We start from the raw sequence: 18669 nt of genomic DNA, 5'->3' as shown, positions 1-18669 counted from the left end.
AAATCTGCTATATTTGCAGGCTTAAAATTTTCGGGATACAAGTATACGTAGTGAAGCATTGCATCTGCTTATTGGTTTAATTTGAATTAGGAAAAGAAACGCTGCAATACTCGCTCCTTTAATAAACAATTCGATGAAGGATTTTGCTCAATTAAAACGCAACTTAAAGAAGGATTTTTCAGGCTTAAAAAAAATTAAACTTTCGGTCTTAGGAGATAGTGCAACTCAATTTCTGGTGCAAGCATTGCGCGGAGATGGTTTTGATAAGGGTTTTGATATACAAGTGCACGAAGCCGATTTTAATCAAATCGAACGACAAGTATTTGATCCCAATTCTGAATTGTATGAATTTCAACCGGATATTGTGCTTATTTATTTATCATCGCACAAATTGCTTGGGAAGTACAATAAACTTAAACCTGAGCAACAAGCTACCTTAGCTAACTCCGAATTAGATTTGATTTCAAACATTAGCGCTACTTTATCGGAACAATTAAAAGCAAAAATTATACAGTTTAACTATACCGAAATTGACGATGCAGTGTTTGGTAATTATTCTACTAAACTCGAAGCCTCCTTTTTGTTTCAAATACGAAAATTAAATTTCGAATTAATGAACTATGCCGCACAAAACTCAAACTTGTTTTTGTGTGATATTTCATCCATCCAAAATGAAATTGGGAAAGCTGCCTTTTTTCAAAGTTCTGTGTATATCAACACCGAAATGGTGCTAAGTATTGATGCATTGCCACTTGTTGCTTCCAAAACAATTGATTTGATAGGCGCGTTAAATGGGAAATTTAAAAAGTGCATCATTCTCGATCTTGACAACACGACCTGGGGTGGTATTATAGGCGACGATGGTCTCGAAAATATTCAAGTTGGAAGCCTGGGAATTGGAAAAGCATTTTCTGAATTTCAATATTGGGTGAAGAAACTCAAAAACCGCGGTGTAATTATAGCAGTATGCAGTAAAAATACCGAATCGGTTGCCAAGGAACCTTTTGAAAAACACCCGGACATGGTTTTGCGTTTGGATGATATTTCGGTGTTTGTAGCCAATTGGGACAATAAAGCCGATAATATTCGCCACATTCAAAGCATTTTAAATATTGGATTTGATTCAATGGTTTTTGTGGATGATAATCCGTTTGAGCGAAATATTGTACGCGAAAATATACCCGAAATTTGTGTGCCTGAGCTTCCCGAAGATCCTGCCGAATACTTAAATTACTTATACACCTTAAACCTATTTGAAACTGTTTCTTTTTCGAACGAAGACCTCGAACGAACTAAATTGTATCAAGTGGAAGCGCAACGCAACAACATTCAAAAAAAGTTCACCAATGAGGATGATTTTTTAAAAAGTTTGGATATGCTTTCCGTTGTGGAATCATTCAACAAATTTAATACACCGCGTGTAGCACAACTTTCACAACGCTCTAATCAATTTAACCTTCGTACGGTTCGCTATGCTGAGGCTGATATTGAATTACTGGCGAATTCGAATGAACACGTTACCTTCGCATTTACATTGGAAGATAAATTTGGTGACAACGGTTTAATTTGTGTGATTATCCTGCAAAAGCAAAACAACCAAACGCTCTTTATTGATACGTGGTTTATGAGTTGCCGTGTGCTAAAACGCGGAATGGAAAATTTTGTGCTGGACACAATTGTTCAATATGCCAAGGAAAACAACTATGCTACACTGCTCGCCGAATACTTGCCTACTGCAAAAAACGAAATGGTAAAGGAGCATTATCCCAAGCTAAATTTTTCAGAAGTCGGAACACAATGGAAGCTAGATGTGAATGATTACGAGAATAAGATAACCTACATTAATAAAAAATAAAATGCAAAGAAGTGAAATGCTTGCCCAAGTAAATGGAATTTTTATTGATATTCTGGATAACGAAGAAATTGTTTTAACAGAGCAAACTGCCGCCAATGATGTGGAAGAATGGGATTCCTTAACACACATTCAATTGGTTGTAGCGGTTGAAAAGCAGTTTAAAATACGATTTACATCTAAAGAAATTCAAAGCTGGAACAATGTGGGAGATATGTTAACTTGCCTTCAAGAAAAAGGAATATGATTTTTAAAGAAGGCGATTCCTTTGCGGAGAAATTTGTCATAACACAAGAAATTTATGATAATTTCATTGCTGCTTTTAAAGACAAAAATCCACTGCACACTAATTCCGACTTTGCGGTGAATAAGGGATTTCAAAGTAAAGTGATGCATGGAAATATTTTGAATGGCTTTCTTTCGTATTTTATTGGTGAATGTCTTCCCACTAAAGACGTTATCATTCTTGCACAAGAGATTCAATTTAAAAATCCGGTGTACCTCAATGAGGAATTGCAATTCACAGCGCAAGTCAACGGAGTATTTGAGTCGGTGAAGGCAATTGAATTTAAATTTCAGTTTAAAAATTTAGCAGGCAAAATCGCGGCTAAAGGGAACATTCAAATAGGGATTTTAGAATGAATATATTAATCTCCGGAGGGGCCTCAGGCTTGGGCGCCGATATCACTAAAGTATTGGCGCAAGATAAATCGAATACGGTTTATTTTACATATAATTCCTCACAAGCTAAAGCACAGCAAATTGAAAATGAGTTTAGCAATACGAGTGCAATTGCTTGTAATTTTTCGGATGAAGCAGCTGTAAATGAACTCACCAAAAAAATGGCTGAACTCAATTTAGATGTCTTAATTCATAATGCTTACTCCGGTGAATACCTTAAATCACATTTTCATAAAATTGATACGAATGACTTTCTTGTCGATTTTAAAAACAACATCATACCAATAATCGAGCTCACAAAAGCAGCAATCCACATTTTCAGAAAAAGGAAAAGTGGAAAAATAATAAGCATTTTAACTTCTGCTTTAATTGGCGCACCGCCTATTGGTTCCGCAGTGTATGCTGCAAATAAGGCTTACCTCGAAAAATTAACTAAAGTTTGGGCAAATGAAAATGCAAAGTTCAACATCACGTCAAATTCTGTTTCGCCTTCCTTTATGGAAACGGCTTTAACACAAAATACCGACGAAAGGATATTGGAACAAATTCGAGAAAGTCATCCGCTTAAAAAAATCTTGACTACTCAAGAAGTTGCCGAAACTGTTCTTTATTTAGTAAATGCATCCAATCAAATTAATGGAATTGATATTGCCATAAATGCGGCTTCCAGCATTAAATAACACAAAATGCCTTTTAACTCCATTTCCTTCTTCGTTTTTTTTAGTGTATTATTTGCGGGTTACTGGTTTGTTGCAAATAGAAATGTAACAGCTCAAAATTTGCTTCTACTAGCCGCAAGCTATTTGTTTTATGCATGGACAGATTGGCATTTGCTTTCTTTTCTGCTAGTAATTTCTGTACTCAATTTCTATCTGGGAATCAAAATCGAAAATAGCAAAAGCGATTCCGCTAAGAGCGTTTTTCTTGCAATTGGCTTAATTCAAGGTATTGGCGGACTTTTATATTTTAAGTACTTCAACTTTTTTGTACAATCTTTTAATACGGTTTTAGATGCAATGCATTTAGCGCCGAATATTGGCACGCTTAAAATTGCAGTTCCGCTGGGCATAAGTTTTTTTACTTTTCGAACCATTAGTTATTTACTCGATATTCATAAGGGGAAATTATCTGCTTGCAAAAATCCGCTTGTGTTTTTGAATTACCTCGCTTTCTTTCCATGTATTCTTTCGGGTCCAATTGATAGAGCTAAATCATTTATACCGCAGCTCGAAACAAAAAGAACATTTAACTATCAAATGGCTACCACCGGCCTCAAACAAATTTTGTGGGGCATGTTTAAAAAGGTGGCTATTGCCGATACGTGTGGTGTTATATCAAATCAAATATTCGATCACTATTCCACCTTGCCATCCAATACTTTAATTTTGGGTGCAGTGATTTATGCCTTTCAACTGTATGCTGATTTCTCGGGATATTCCGATATGGCAATTGGATTTTCGCGCGTAATTGGATTTTCAGTTTCAAAGAATTTTGAATTCCCATTCTTTGCGCAAAACATTGCTGAGTTTTGGCGCAAATGGCACATTACACTCACTTCGTGGCTTACTGAATACGTTTTTACTCCGCTGAGTATTGCCTTTAGAGATTATGAAAAAGGAGGCTTAATCGCAGCTATTCTCATCAATTTTTTTATCATCGGATTGTGGCATGGTGCCAATTGGACCTATGTTTTATTTGGAGTACTGCACGGATGCTTTTACATTCCTTTAATTTTAAACGGCACCATAAATAAGCGTAAAAAAATTGCAAAGGATAGGAAGTTACCTACACTTAAGGAATTTGTAAATATGTTAGTTACCTTCTCTTTGGTGATGTTTTCATTCGTGCTTTTTAGAGCTGAATCCATCCCAAAAGCAGGCGAATATTTTGCCCGCATTTTTACGCAAGATTTTTTTACGACACACCACGGATTGGTAATCGATAAATTTATTTTACTCGTTTGTCCTATTTTTATTTTTATAATGCTACGCACCGAATGGCTGGGAAGAGACAGCGATTTTGGATTTGATCAATATTGCTCAAAGGCATCAAAAATAAAGCGATGGACGACGTATTATGTTCTTGCCATGCTTATTTTTTTAATGACTGGTCAAGGGCAAAAATTTATTTATGCTCAATTTTAATTGGATAAAGAAAGTTTCGGGAATGAAAAAATTTAGTTTGCAAGTACTTTTATTTTCTGCTCTTTTAGCCTTGTCAATCTTGGCGGTTTTTGCTGTGGCTGATGGAAAGAGCGATGAATTTTATGTGCGCTTTTCTTCACCCAAGCAGCAATCCTTGATTTTAGGCGCTTCCCGCGCAGCTCAGGGAATGAAACCAGCTGTGTTAAATGAAATATTTAAAGCGAACGGTATCAATACGCACTTGTTTAATTACTCTTTTACCTTAGCGCATTCACCTTATGGCCCAACTTACTTGGAGAGCATTAAAAAGAAAATTGATGTAAATGCTAAAAATGGAATTTTCATTGTGACCCTTGATCCTTGGTGTATTTCCAACGCAAAATCAAAAAACCCCAACGATGCTCTAAATTTTCCTGAAATTGAAAACCCGGTAGGAAAGACAATGTATGTGAATGCGAAACCCAATATTCCTTACCTCATTCAATCCTATAATTATCCCTATTTCTGTATCCTAAAAAATAAAATTATCCGTCCCGAATCTATTGTGGATAATGACGGCTGGCTCGATGTTGAAATACCAATGGATAGTGCAATTGTTGCCAAGCGATTGGAAGCAAAGGTTATCGATTACAATAAAAATGCATTGCCCTATTTTACATTTTCAATACTTCGTTACAACTATTTACGAAAAACTATTCAGTTCCTACAAACGCACGGAACGGTTTATTTGTTGCGGATTCCGGCCCAAGAAAAAATGATTGCTATCGAAGATCAATACATGCCTAATTTTGATGGCTTGATGCATTTGCTCGCTAAATCCGAAAAGGTAAGTTATTTAAATTACAAGGATACCGCCAGCTATCAATATACCGATGGCAATCACTTGTATAAAACATCGGCTGTGCAATTTTCAAAAAGTGTTGCCCAACAAATTGTAAAGGACCTGCACAATTAGCTGCGTGCATTCCTTAATAATTCACATTATCTTCCTGATTTTGATTAATATTTCTAATTTTAGTCACATAAAAATTAATGGATGAGAAACATTGATTCTTTTACACATACGCGTGGCGAATCTATTTATGTGGATGATATTCCTTTGCTGCAAGGGACTTTGTTTGCGCATGCATTTGATTCAAACATTGCGCACGGTAAAATTTTAAAGCTGGATACTGCTGAAGCGGAGAAATTGACTGGCGTAGTTCGTGTTTTTACATTCAAAGATATTCCCGGCGAAAATCAAATTGGTGGAATTATTCCCGATGAAGAATTGCTGGCCGAACACGAAGTGCATTTTTGCGGTATGCCCATTGCCTTGGTAGTGGCCGAAAGTGATGAAATAGCGAAAGCAGCACTCAAATTAATTAAAGTCGATTTTCAAAAGCTCACTCCAATTGTAGATCCGCGCGAAGCTGCAAAACAAAATAAACTCATCATTCCTCCTCGAACTTTTCAAAAAGGTGATACAGCAGCAAACTGGGAAAAGTGTGATCATATTTTTGAAGGGATTGCCGAATCCGGTGGACAAGAACATTTGTATATCGAAACACAAGGCGCTTATGCCATCCCTTTAGAAAATGGTAACATCAAAATTGTATCTTCTACTCAAGGCCCAACAGCTGTGCAGCGCACGGTTGCCAGAGTATTGGGACTTGGCATGCACAAAATTGAAGTGGATGTTACCCGACTCGGCGGAGGTTTTGGAGGCAAGGAAGATCAAGCTACGACTTGGGCAATTATGGCAGCACTCGCTACCTATCACTTAAAACGTCCGGTTAAATGTATCCTCGACCGAATGGCCGATATGCGCATGACTGGTAAACGTCACCCTTACAGTTCTGATTTTAAATTGGGACTATCAAAGGATTTAAAAATTCTTGCTTACGAAGCAACATTTTATCAAGATGCCGGTGCTGCTGCCGATTTATCGCCTGCTGTAATGGAGCGCACTTTGTTTCATGCGAATAATACTTACAACATTCCAAATGCTAAAGTAATAGCATTTAGCTGTAAAACAAATGTTCCACCCAATACCGCGTTTAGAGGTTTTGGTGGCCCTCAAGGGATGTTTGTTATTGAAGCGGCAATAGCAAAAGCAGCCGAAGAATTGGGTTTAAGCGCTAGCGAAATTCAGAAAAAAAATCTATTGAACGAAGGAGATGAATTTCATTACGGTCAAATTACAAAGGGCTGCGAAGCGCATCATTGCTGGCAAACCGCTGATGATTTATTTAATACAAAAAAGCTAAGGGAAGAAATAGAAGCATTCAACATTCAAAATAAATTCACCAAAAAGGGCTTTGCAATTATGCCCATTTGTTTTGGAATATCGTTTACCAAAACCTTAATGAATCAAGCACGTGCATTAGTGCATGTGTATACCGATGGAAGTGTGGGTGTTAGCACCGGCGCAGTGGAAATGGGTCAGGGGGTTAATACTAAAATGCTTCAAGTGGCTGCCCATGTATTTTCAATTTCTCCTTCAAAAATTAAAGTGGAAAGTACCAATACCACACGTGTAGCAAATACTTCGCCTTCTGCTGCAAGCGCAACAGCCGACCTAAATGGAAAGGCTACTGAGATGGCATGCAAAGCAATTTTAATGCGCCTAAAACAGAGAGCTGCACTTGAGTTAAAAGCAGATATAAAATCCATTGAATTAAAAGATGAGTGGGTTTTTGTTAACGGAATTCAGAGCGAGTGGTCTTGGAACAAACTGGTAATGGCTTGTTTTTTAAACCGCGAAAGTTTGTCCGAAAGTGCACATTACGCCACACCCGAAATTCATTTCGATGCAACTAAAGAAAAAGGGCATCCCTTTGCCTATCATGTGTATGGCACTTCCTTGTTTACTGTAACAGTGGATTGTTTGCGCGGCACCTACGAATTCGATTCCGTAAAAGTGGTGCACGATTATGGGCAAAGTATGAATCCCATTATTGATAAAGGGCAAATTGAAGGTGGCCTCGTTCAAGGTATTGGTTGGATGACTTTAGAGGAATTAATTTATAATAGCGAGGGCAAGCTGATGAGCAATGCGCTCAGTACTTATAAAGTTCCGGATATCTATTCGGTTCCAAAAGAAATTACCATTCACCCTTTGGAAACGCAAGGAAGCGAGCGCGCCATTTTTAATTCTAAAGCAGTAGGTGAACCCCCTTTGATGTATGGAATTGGGGCCTACTTTGCTATTCGCAACGCAGTGCTAGCTTTTAATCCTTCTGCTAAAATTTCATTTAGTGCACCTTTCACTCCCGAAAAAGTGTTGATGAATTTGTATCAAAAGCCTGAATAAATCGAGGAGACTGCATTAAACTTTTTACAATCTTTTGTGTCATATTAGAAAAACTTTATGAAAAAGATTCTGATTTACTTTGTCATCCTAAATTTTTGTGCAGTAAATTCAAAAGCACAATCAAGCTACTTCCCACCGCTTCTGGGGAATACTTGGGATACCATTTCACCGCTATCTTTGGGTTGGTGCCCGGATAAAATTGATTCTCTCGAAAATTACTTGGCACAAAAAAATACGAAAGCATTTATCGTATTAAAGCAAGGAAAAATTGCCCTAGAAAAATACTTTGGAACATTTACGCAAGATAGCCTTTGGTATTGGGCTTCAGCAAGCAAAAGTCTTACAGGTTTTTTAACCGGCATTGCGCAAGAAGAAAATTTATTATCCATTGAAGATACAGTCTCCCGATTTCTCGGAACAGGTTGGACAGTCTGCCCTCCACAAAAAGAACGCTTAATAAAAATTAAACATCAATTAAGTATGACAAGTGGTTTAGACGATGGAGTGCCGGATGATTTTTGTATTGTGGATACCTGTCTAACGTATTTAGCCGATGCCGGCACACGCTGGGCATACCACAATGCACCTTACCATTTGCTGGAAGATGTAATTGCAAATGCAAGCGGCAATAGCTATAATGCCTTTACCACAAGCCGCATTAAATCTAAAATTGGCATGCAAGGTCTGTGGTACGATTATATTTTTTACAGTCGTCTCCGTGATATGGCACGCTTTGGATTATTAATCCAGAACAAAGGAATTTGGAATGCTGATACCTTATTGCACGATACAAGTTATTTTCAAAGCATGTTAAACAGCTCACAAAATTTAAATCTGGCGTATGGATATTTATGGTGGTTGAATGGCAAAAGTTCTTTTATGCTGCCACAATCACAATTTGTTTTTCAATCCACCTTAATTCCCAATGCTCCGGCAGATGCAGTTGCAGCGCTTGGTAAAAATGACCAAAAAATATATGTTGTTCCAAGTCTCGATTTGGTAGTGGTTCGAATGGGTAACTCTTCTGGGATTCCGGTTTATGCGCTTTCTAATTTTGATAATGAAGTGTGGGCTAAATTGAATGATGTATTTTGCGGAAGCACAGTTTCTATTGAAAAAAATAACTTACAAACGAGCATAAATATTTTTCCAAATCCTGCTCAAGATGAAATTCAAGTTTTTTTTAGTACACCTTATGCCAAAGAAATACCTTGCAAGCTATTTAATTCAATGGGAACAATGGTGCGTGAAGCGAATTTAACAACAAGTGGTCAAAAGCTCTGGATAGCTGATCTTCCCGATGGGATTTATGTAATAAAAATTGCCGACTTAAGTCAAAAAATAATCATTCAAAGGTAGGGGCATTTGGGCTTTTTCACCTAAACGATTAGAATCAATCTTGTGATTCAGAATGGGGCACGAAGGTCCGATTAATTAAAGCGAATCAATTATTCATTCTCAAACTTCTGCTTTTCGCTTAGTTTGTTGCATATTTGCAAGCTTAAAATTTAAGGTGCGGGGCTAGTTATTAGCCACTTATCAAGCACTCACGCAAATGCACTATGGAAAAGGAATTTCTGATATTTTCACTCAAAAACGGTATACGAATTATACATAAGCAAACTTCCGATGATGTAGCCCATTGTGGAATTATTATTAATGCCGGCTCGCGCGATGAAAGCGAGCACGAACAAGGCATTGCGCACCTCATTGAACATGTTCTTTTTAAAGGAACAAAAAAGCGTAAAGCATTTCATATCCTCAATCGTATTGATTCTGTGGGCGGCGAATTAAATGCTTATACAACAAAAGAAGAAACCTGCATTTATGCGTCTTTTCTTACGCGTTATTTTGAACGCGCAGTGGAATTAATTGCCGACATTACTTTTCAATCAACCTTTCCCGATAAGGAAATTATAAAGGAAAAAGCAGTAATCGAGGATGAAATCAATTCCTATCTCGATAATCCTTCCGAGCAAATTTTTGATGATTTTGATGAGCAAATTTTTTCCAATCACTCGCTTGGAAAAAATATTTTAGGTACTCCGGATAGCTTAAAAAAAATAAAGCGTAAAGACATACTTAATTTTGTTCAACGCAATTATACAAGCAATCAAATTGTATTCAGTTCAATCGGAAATATTCCTGAAGCTCTTTTAAAACGCATCATGGAAAAGCACCTGGGTTCAGTTAAGCTCAAAACATCTGACCAAAAAAGAAAAGCATTCAAAACATATAAACCACGTGAGGTGGAAACAAAAAAGGATACCAATCAATCGCACTGCATCATTGGAAGTTTGGCCTATGGCGTAAATCATAAGGATAGAACGAGTCTCGTGCTGTTGAATAATTTATTAGGCGGCCCCGCCATGAACAGCCGCTTAAACCTGGCTATCCGCGAAAAGTATGGATTTACCTATAACCTCGAATCCAATTATGCCATTTTCACCGATACAGGATTATTTAGTGTATACATGGGAACAGATACAAAGCACATTGAGCGCTGCGTACAATTAGTGCACAAGGAATTGGATTTACTTAAAACCAAACGCATGGGAAGTCAACAATTGCAAATTGCAAAACAGCAGCTCATCGGCAATATAGCACTGGCACAAGAAAGTAAAGTAAATTTGATGCTTTCTCTTGGGAAAAGTATTTTGCTTTTTAATAAAGTAGACAAGTTAAGCGATATTTATAAAAAAATAGAAAGCATTACTCCAGAAAAGATTTTGGCAATTGCGAATCAGGTATTTGAAAAGAAGCAACTGAGTCGATTAACCTATTTATCAAAATAATTCAAGAAGAAGCGCTTCAATCATTGGTTTGCAGAGGTTTTGAATTATGAAATTAAATTAGCGATATGGAATTTATAGATGAAAAACTGGCTGCATATGTTGAAGCACATACGCAAGATGAATCGGAAATTTTAAAGAAAATAAATCGGGACACACATTTAAAAGTGATGATGCCTCGCATGTTGAGCGGTCACTTGCAAGGACAAGTATTGAGCATGTTTAGTTCAATGATTCAGCCAAGTTGTGTGCTCGAAATAGGCACGTATACAGGTTATTCCGCAATTTGTTTAGCAGGTGGCTTAAAGCCGGATGGAAAATTAATTACGCTCGATATAAACGCCGAATTAGAAGAACGAGTGCGCGGATATTTCGAATCGGCCGCACTTACTTCATGCATTGATTACCGCATTGGAAACGCCATGGAAATTATTCCAACACTTTCTGAAACCTTTGATTTGGTTTTTATTGATGCCGATAAAAATAACTACTCCAATTATTTCGATTTGGTGATTGATAAAGTGAAAAGCGGTGGATACATTTTAGCAGACAATGTACTTTGGAGTGGCAAAGTTTTACTCCCTTCCGGGGAAATGGATAAGGATACAAGACTAATTGATGCTTTTAATAGAAAAGTGCACAAAGATGACCGTGTGCAAAATGTACTTTTGCCCATTCGCGATGGCTTGATGCTGATGCGGAAATTGTAAATGTAGTTACGCTATTTCATTAAATTGATAATTAATAGCATTAATGCCTTCGCTATTTTGTGTCCTTAATAAATCCGCTTATAATTGAAATTTCCCTAACTATTCAAAAGATAAAATGGGGTCAAAAAATCAGCGATGATCGCAATAATCCGTGTAATCCGCGTTCTATATTTACTTATCTTTTTAATTGCACTATTTATTAAACAAAATCTTAGTTAAATACTGTACTTTCTGAATATATTTACACCTCAATTAATACAATTTATGGACATAGAATTTAACCGCAACGAAGATGTAATGAAGCGCCTCATTGTAGATATGGAGCGACGATTAGAAAAAATTCATCAAGGTGGAGGACCCAAAAAAATTGATTCAGAACATGCAAAAGGCAAACTTACGGCCCGTGAACGAATTGCACTTTTAATTGATAAGGATTCAAAAACAATCGAACTTGGAGCTTTCGCCGGCGATGGAATGTATGCTGAGCATGGCGGCTGTCCGGGTGGGGGTGTAGTAATAGTTATCGGATATGTGAGCAAAAGGCAATGTATTATTGTTGCCAACGATGCTACTGTAAAAGCCGGTGCTTGGTTTCCAATTACCGCAAAAAAGAATTTGCGTGCCCAAGAAATCGCCATGGAAAATCGATTGCCTATCATTTACTTGGTTGATAGTGCCGGGGTATACCTTCCATTGCAAGATGAAATTTTTCCGGATAAAGAACATTTTGGAAGAATTTTTAGAAACAATGCAATTATGTCTTCTATGGGAATAGTGCAGGTTTCGGCAATTATGGGCAGTTGTGTAGCAGGTGGCGCTTATCTTCCGATTATGAGCGACGAAGCTTTAATTGTAAATAAAACAGGCTCCATATTTTTGGCAGGTTCTTATTTGGTGAAAGCCGCCATTGGCGAAGATATTGATAACGAAACTTTAGGCGGTGCAACCACACATTGCGAAATATCGGGGGTTACCGATTATAAATCAGAAAATGATCAAGAGTGCTTAAAATCCATTCGTGCCATTTTTGATAAGATGGGTGATTATGAAAAGGCCGGATTTAGCCGCGAAACTCCCGCTCTTCCTAAAAAGGATGAAAAGGAAATCCTCGGTATTTTTCCTGAAACACGCGATAAGCAGTACGATGTACGCGACATTCTCGATCGCATTTTAGATAATTCCGAATTCGAAGAATACAAAGAATTGTACGGAAAAAGCATTTTGTGTGGACTAGGCCGAATTGATGGTTGGGCAGTTGGAATTGTTGCCAATCAACGAAAAGTCGTGAAATCCAAAAAAGGCGAAATGCAATTCGGTGGGGTAATTTATTCCGATAGCGCCGATAAAGCTGCGCGATTCATTATGAATTGCAACCAGAAGAAAATTCCTTTGGTGTTTTTACAAGATGTTACCGGATTCATGGTGGGCTCGCGTTCGGAACAAGGCGGTATTATTAAGGATGGGGCAAAACTTGTAAATGCAATGAGCAATTCGGTTGTTCCCAAATTTACCGTTGTAACGGGAAATTCATACGGCGCCGGAAATTATGCCATGTGCGGAAAAGCTTACGATCCAAGATTAATTGTGGGTTGGCCAACGGCACAAGTAGCTGTAATGGGCGGTGCGCAAGCTGCCAAAGTATTGTTGCAAATTCAAGTTGCCTCACTTAAATCGCAAGGCAAAAAAGAAATAACTCCCGAAGAAGAAAAAGAATTACTCGATAAAATCACAGAACGATACACCGCTCAAACTTCGCCCTACTACGCTGCTTCCCGCTTGTGGTTGGATGCAATCATTCATCCCCTTGATACACGCAAATGGATTTCAATGGGAATAGAAATGGCGAATCATGCACCTATAACCAAAGCATATAACGTTGGGGTTATTCAAACCTAATTGGCGTATCGCTTTAAAAAAGGCGAGTTGAAAAAAGTGCTTTTTTATTTGATTGTGGGATGAATGATTGAATAACAATTAATTCAACTTCCATTTTGCAGCCAATTCAGCATTAAATCCATCTTTATCTTTTGGATTAGGATTTCCTTTTCCGCTTACAATTAAATTGTAAAGACTGTTTTTGATGTAACCACTCCATGCATCGTTGCACACTTTGTAACATTCGTATTCCGGCACCAATCCTTCGTGTGTAAAAGTTAATTTTGTTTTGCCGGCTTCCTCCGTTAGTTCAAAAACTAAATGCGTATTAACCCATTCACTCTTGTCTTTCACAAAATTAAATTCGTTTTCCAGCACTTGATACACAATTCTTTTTTCGGGAATAACTTCAATTAACTTTATTTTGCAGAGGTGTATGTCTTTATAATGATAAAAAAATGACTCATTCAATTTGTCCGTAGGGCCTTCAATTTCTTCCGACCACCAAACGCGAAAATCCAATATTGATTTGAATGCTTTAGAAGGGCTTTGGTCAACTATAATGCTTGCTGTAAAACTTTTATTTTGGATCATTTGTGTATTAAAATTAGTTGAATCAGATATATTTTTGAGCTGTGAATTTCGTAGTGATTTATTTTTGCAACTTGAAACAACTAGTCCTCCAAGGACCAGCAATAAAAACTTTTTTTTCATTTAGAAGAAATAAATTTTTCGCGAATAGCTTAACTCTTTGCCGGCACTTTATCTGCGCTAAGCAAAGGCAACAATTTTTGCTGTATATACATGGTCCAAGCCGGAGCACAGGAATCAAAACATTCTATTTCCGGTGTCAAGCCTTGATGCGTAAATGTAACTTGCGTTTTATTTCCTTGTTGTTCGAGCTCAAATATTAATTTGCTACATGTCCATTCATCTGTTTTTTTTAAAAAGTTTAGCTTACTTTCAGTAACGAGCCAAGCAATTTTTTTATTCGCCTCAAGTTCTATTAATTTTTGCTTGCTGTAGTGCATTCCATCTCCTGCACGAAAACTAAACTCTTCAAGCAATTTTTCGGAATCTCCGTTAAATTCTTCTCCAAATAATCCCGACCACCATAATCGCACATTCTTCACTACATTAAATACTTCTTCTGGAGATTTATCGACTAAAATTATTAGTGTAAAATTATTTGCGCTCATTATTTCTTGATTTTTAAATTCAATTCCTTTAATGTCTTCATTGAGTTGCAGCATTAGTTCCCGATGGTTGAACGCTTGCCCATTTACTTTTGATGGATACAAAATTAGCTTCTATAAACAGTATTTAAGGGGTGTAAAATAGACATTGCAATGGGTTGATTTAGACAAGCTCGATTGTTAGATTTGTAAAAAAAATGAAATGAAACACCTAACTATTCTTGTTCCAAATGGCAATGGAAATAACCTCAGCAGCATTGTTGGAACATACAAATTGTTTACAAAGGCAAATGAATTTTTTGTTAAAAATGGAAAAAAGCCCGTATTCGCCATTCAACTGGTTGGTAGCGCCAAAAAGGTGGACTATTACGATGGATTATTTTCGGTAAAACCACATGTAAATATCGCTTCAGTCAAGCACACTGACCTAATTTTTATTCCATCCCTAAATCATAATTATCAAAAATCTATCAAGGAAAATAAGCAAAGTATCGACTGGATTCAGCATCAATATAAAAATGGAGCCGAAATCGCATCCATTTGCACCGGTGCATTTTTGCTTGCCGCTAGTGGGATACTTGATGGAAAGACTTGTTCCACACATTGGTCGGCTGCCGAAAATTTTAAAACGCAATTTCCTAAAGTATTCCTCCAACCCGATAAATTAATTACCGACGAAAATGGAATATACACCAATGGAGGTGCCTACTCTTTTTTGAATTTATTGATTTACCTCATCGAAAAATATTACGACCGTTCCACCGCTATTTTTTGTGCTAAAGTTTTTCAAATCGAAATGGATCGAAACAGCCAATCAGCCTTTTCGATTTTTACCGGCCAAAAGCAACATGAGGATGAAATGGTAATTAAGGCTCAAGGTTTTATTGAAAGCCGCCTGCACGAAAAAATAAGCATGGAAGATTTAGCTGCAAAATTTTTTGTAGGCAGAAGAAACTTCGACCGCCGATTTATAAAAGCAACAGGTAATACTCCTTTGGAATATGCCCAACGCGTAAAAATGGAAGCGGCTAAAAAGGCATTTGAAAACAGCCGCAAAACCATTAACGAGGTAATGTTTGAGGTGGGATATGCCGATGTTAAAGCTTTTCGAGAAGTGTTCCGGAAGATTACCGGCATGTCACCGCTGGACTATAAAGCAAAGTATAATAAGGAATCAGCCTTGAATAAATAGCTAGAATAGTTGTTCAAATTTTTGAATAAGTTTTTAAAAATCCAACTTGAGTTGCCAGTATATTTGAGCTAAAATTTTATTTCAAATGGCCGAACTACTTGAGAATATCAACAAAGTGAAAATATTTCACGAAGTATTTAAAATATCCTACCACAGCGAACCTACAGCCACAATTAGCGAACAAGATTACATGTTGCGTTATAATTTAATGAAGGAAGAGAATGAGGAATACCTTGAAGCCTGCAAAAAGGGCGATTTAACTGAAATTGCCGACGCACTTGGCGATAAAATGTACATCCTATTTGGAACCATCATTAAACATGGATTGCACTTTAAGATTGAAGAAATATTTGATGAAATACAACGCAGCAATATGAGTAAATTGGATGAAAATGGCGAGCCTATCTACCGGGAAGATGGAAAAATTCTGAAAAGCAAACTCTATTTCCGACCCGATATTAAGAGCATTTTAGAGAAGTAAGTACCAACAATAATAAATTCCATAGGTAAAAGATTAATTTTTACATTTGCCCTCCCAAATTTTCAATAGGAGAGGTGTCAGAGTGGCCGAACGTGCAAGCTTGGAAAGTTTGTGTACCGCAAGGTACCGCGGGTTCGAATCCCGCCCTCTCCGCAAATGAATCAACTAAGTCCGCTTTTCGCGGATTTTTGATTTTTGAAAAGATGTAAAGCTTGCTTTTAAATCTTTTCGGAAATTAAAAATAGTGCGTAGCACCTTAGTGGATTTTGACTATCGGAGACAGGAGAACACGTTCGTAATCCCGCCCTCTCCGCAAATCAAAAAAATCCCGCTTGACGGGATTTTTTAATTTAATAAAAGTGCAGTACTATTTATTTGCCAAAAGAATTACTGAAGCGAGACCGAATGCTTTGCAAGCGCATTTTTTTTCATCCAAAAAAGTAAGCCTGCCACCAAACAAAAACTCATAACCACCCATAGCAAAGCATCCGATGTACTTCCAATGGTTTCGACGTTTGCTGAGATTTTTCCTCTTTGCTCAAAATATGATACAATAACAGCTGTACCATTGTTCACAAAATGCCCCAAAATGGGTATCCATAGTGAGCCTGTCCAAACTACTGTATAGCCAAGCAAAACACCCAATAGCATGCGAGGAAAAAATCCATAGAACTGCAAATGCATCGCACTAAAAAAAATAGCCGAAATCCAAATTCCTAAATGTTTGTTTTTGGTTAACTCACTAAAAATAGTTTGAAGCGCACCTCTAAATAACAACTCTTCGCCAATAGCAGGAATGATCGCAATCATTATCAAGTTAAGTACCAATACTGAAATTGAGGGCATAACCAAAAATGACTTGGTAAGTTGTTCTGCCTCACTTTCCATGGTTTTCATCCAAGTTTCAACACCTACTAACGCCGATGGTAATTTCAATTGTCCATTTAGCTCACCCAACCAATTTATCGCCGGCAATGCGCTAATCATAATAAGCACCATTAGTAGTGCCGACAGTGCACTGAAGTTGAATTTTAACTTCAAATAATTCACCACTTCACGATGATAGATGAGCGAGAAAATCAATGGTGGAATTACAAACAGGCCTAGCGATTGCATCACTTGCATAAATTTCATAAAGGCTACAACGTGCGGATCATTCGTTTGAGAAAATAAGCTAGGATTGTTCAATGCATGAATGCCAAAAAGCGGCTGGGCCAATAAGAGCGGGATAAACGAAAATACAGCAACCGACAAAAGCGCAATGCCTATCAAAATCAGTAATTGCGAGAAAGGATTACGGTTACCTAATACTATTGAATTATCCATAAAAATAAAGCTGTAAATTTGCACCCCAAAATTAGAATTTAAATTGATACGCATCGGCAACATACAATTAGGTGAATTCCCGCTTTTGCTTGCTCCCATGGAGGATGTGAGCGATCCACCCTTTCGTGCTGTGTGCAAGGATAATGGTGCGGATTTAATGTACACGGAGTTTATTTCTAGTGAAGGATTAATTCGTGATGCCGCAAAAAGCGTTAAAAAATTGGATATCTTCGATTACGAGCAACCCATTGGAATTCAGATTTTCGGCAGCGATATTGATTCCATGCGCGAATCTGCAATTATCAGCACCAAAGCCAACCCCGATTTAATTGATATTAATTACGGTTGCCCGGTAAAAAATGTGGCCTGCCGAGGTGCGGGAGCAGCACTCTTACGCGATATCCCTAAAATGGTGGCAATGACCTCCGAAATCGTAAAAGCTACGCATTTGCCGGTAACTGTAAAAACACGCTTAGGTTGGGACGAATCCACAAAAAATGTGGGAGAGGTAGCTGAACGATTGCAAGACATTGGTATTAAAGCGCTCACTGTGCATGGCCGCACGCGCGTGCAAATGTATAAGGGAGAAGCCGACTGGACCTTAATCCGCGAAATCAAAAATAATCCAAGAATAAACATTCCGATTTTTGGAAACGGTGATGTGGATAGTCCTGAAAAAGCCAAGTTGATGCGCGATACCTTTGGGGTAGATGGTATTATGATTGGCCGTGCTTCAATTGGCTATCCTTGGATTTTTAATGAGATAAAGCACTTTTTTAAAACCGGAACGCACCTTCCGAAGCCGGATATTGCTGAACGTGTAGCTGTATGCAAACGTCACCTCGATTTTAGCATCAAATGGAAAGGCCCAATTTTGGGTGTGGTAGAAATGCGCCGGCACTACACAAATTATTTCAAAGGGTTAGATCATTTTAAAGAATTTCGGATGAGACTCGTTACAAGCAACGACATTCCCGTAATTTATGCAACACTGGATGAAATAACCGACCATTACACGTCTGCCGAAGTGGCGGCATAAGCAGTATTAGCAAGAATATTTTAATTCCGACTCATTTTTTTAGTATTGTCACAATTCATAACTAGAATTGAATTTCAGTTTACAAT

General features: G+C 37.6%; 17 protein-coding genes and 1 tRNA gene. 15 read left to right on the top strand and 3 right to left on the bottom strand.

Going from position 1 to position 18669, the window contains the following annotated elements:
* The first annotated feature begins 133 nt into the window (after positions 1 to 133).
* From IPP32_11195 to IPP32_11145, 11 genes are all read left to right on the top strand, one after another.
* A complete protein-coding gene (locus IPP32_11195) occupies positions 134 to 1855 on the top strand; it encodes an HAD family hydrolase (GenBank protein MBL0048646.1) in 1722 nt (573 codons plus the stop codon).
* Between the two features lies 1 nt (position 1856).
* Entirely contained in the window at positions 1857 to 2099 is a 243-nt protein-coding gene (locus tag IPP32_11190; protein MBL0048645.1) for an acyl carrier protein, read from the top strand.
* Complete coding sequence (locus IPP32_11185; protein MBL0048644.1) at positions 2096 to 2494, top strand: hypothetical protein; 399 nt, start codon at positions 2096 to 2098, stop codon at positions 2492 to 2494. Before IPP32_11190 ends, IPP32_11185 begins: the two co-directional genes overlap by 4 nt.
* A complete protein-coding gene (locus tag IPP32_11180; GenBank protein ID MBL0048643.1) occupies positions 2491 to 3213 on the top strand; it encodes an SDR family oxidoreductase in 723 nt (240 codons plus the stop codon). The genes IPP32_11185 and IPP32_11180 overlap by 4 nt, the downstream gene beginning before the upstream one ends.
* A 6-nt stretch (positions 3214 to 3219) precedes the next feature.
* Positions 3220 to 4677 (top strand): MBOAT family protein, encoded by a 1458-nt coding sequence (locus IPP32_11175; protein MBL0048642.1) that lies wholly within the window; start codon positions 3220 to 3222, stop codon positions 4675 to 4677.
* A complete protein-coding gene (locus IPP32_11170) occupies positions 4664 to 5632 on the top strand; it encodes a hypothetical protein (GenBank protein ID MBL0048641.1) in 969 nt (322 codons plus the stop codon). Before IPP32_11175 ends, IPP32_11170 begins: the two co-directional genes overlap by 14 nt.
* 81 nt (positions 5633 to 5713) lie before the next feature.
* On the top strand, positions 5714 to 7972 hold the full coding sequence (locus IPP32_11165) for a molybdopterin-dependent oxidoreductase (GenBank protein ID MBL0048640.1): 2259 nt from the start codon (positions 5714 to 5716) through the stop codon (positions 7970 to 7972).
* Between the two features lie 57 nt (positions 7973 to 8029).
* On the top strand, positions 8030 to 9331 hold the full coding sequence (locus tag IPP32_11160) for a serine hydrolase (protein ID MBL0048639.1): 1302 nt from the start codon (positions 8030 to 8032) through the stop codon (positions 9329 to 9331).
* Between the two features lie 203 nt (positions 9332 to 9534).
* The gene (locus tag IPP32_11155) at positions 9535 to 10767 is read left to right on the top strand and encodes an insulinase family protein (protein MBL0048638.1); all 1233 of its coding nucleotides are present in this window, start codon (positions 9535 to 9537) and stop codon (positions 10765 to 10767) included.
* 65 nt (positions 10768 to 10832) lie between these two features.
* Positions 10833 to 11474, top strand: coding sequence for a class I SAM-dependent methyltransferase (locus IPP32_11150; GenBank protein MBL0048637.1), 642 nt, complete (start codon positions 10833 to 10835; stop codon positions 11472 to 11474).
* Positions 11475 to 11738: 264 nt separating this feature from the next.
* Positions 11739 to 13370, top strand: coding sequence for an acyl-CoA carboxylase subunit beta (locus IPP32_11145; protein MBL0048636.1), 1632 nt, complete (start codon positions 11739 to 11741; stop codon positions 13368 to 13370).
* Positions 13371 to 13448: 78 nt separating this feature from the next.
* On the opposite strand, the gene IPP32_11140 is transcribed toward IPP32_11145, so the two are convergent.
* Positions 13449 to 13940 (bottom strand): SRPBCC domain-containing protein, encoded by a 492-nt coding sequence (locus tag IPP32_11140; GenBank protein MBL0048635.1) that lies wholly within the window; start codon positions 13938 to 13940, stop codon positions 13449 to 13451.
* A gap of 152 nt (positions 13941 to 14092) precedes the next feature.
* Positions 14093 to 14548, bottom strand: a complete 456-nt coding sequence (locus IPP32_11135) for an SRPBCC domain-containing protein (protein ID MBL0048634.1) — start codon at positions 14546 to 14548, stop codon at positions 14093 to 14095.
* Positions 14549 to 14747: 199 nt separating this feature from the next.
* Between IPP32_11135 and IPP32_11130 the strand changes: the two genes are divergently transcribed.
* From IPP32_11130 to IPP32_11120, 3 genes are all read left to right on the top strand, one after another.
* Positions 14748 to 15737, top strand: coding sequence for a helix-turn-helix domain-containing protein (locus IPP32_11130; protein MBL0048633.1), 990 nt, complete (start codon positions 14748 to 14750; stop codon positions 15735 to 15737).
* 85 nt (positions 15738 to 15822) lie between these two features.
* Positions 15823 to 16218, top strand: a complete 396-nt coding sequence (locus IPP32_11125; GenBank protein ID MBL0048632.1) for a nucleoside triphosphate pyrophosphohydrolase family protein — start codon at positions 15823 to 15825, stop codon at positions 16216 to 16218.
* Between the two features lie 68 nt (positions 16219 to 16286).
* Positions 16287 to 16371 (top strand) — tRNA-Ser (locus IPP32_11120).
* 234 nt (positions 16372 to 16605) lie between these two features.
* On the opposite strand, the gene IPP32_11115 is transcribed toward IPP32_11120, so the two are convergent.
* Positions 16606 to 17544 carry a CPBP family intramembrane metalloprotease gene (locus IPP32_11115; protein MBL0048631.1) on the bottom strand — a complete coding sequence of 313 codons (939 nt, stop codon included), beginning with the start codon at positions 17542 to 17544 and terminating at the stop codon, positions 16606 to 16608.
* 43 nt (positions 17545 to 17587) lie between these two features.
* On the opposite strand from IPP32_11115, the gene dusB reads away from it, so the two are divergent.
* Positions 17588 to 18583, top strand: coding sequence for a tRNA dihydrouridine synthase DusB (gene dusB, locus IPP32_11110; GenBank protein MBL0048630.1), 996 nt, complete (start codon positions 17588 to 17590; stop codon positions 18581 to 18583).
* Positions 18584 to 18669: the final 86 nt, after the last annotated feature.

The sequence above is a fragment of the Bacteroidota bacterium genome (assembly GCA_016721765.1).
Classification (GTDB): domain Bacteria; phylum Bacteroidota; class Bacteroidia; order UBA4408; family UBA4408; genus UBA4408.
Note: the sequence above shows the minus strand (reverse complement) of the source record. Positions and strands in the feature narration are given on the sequence as shown.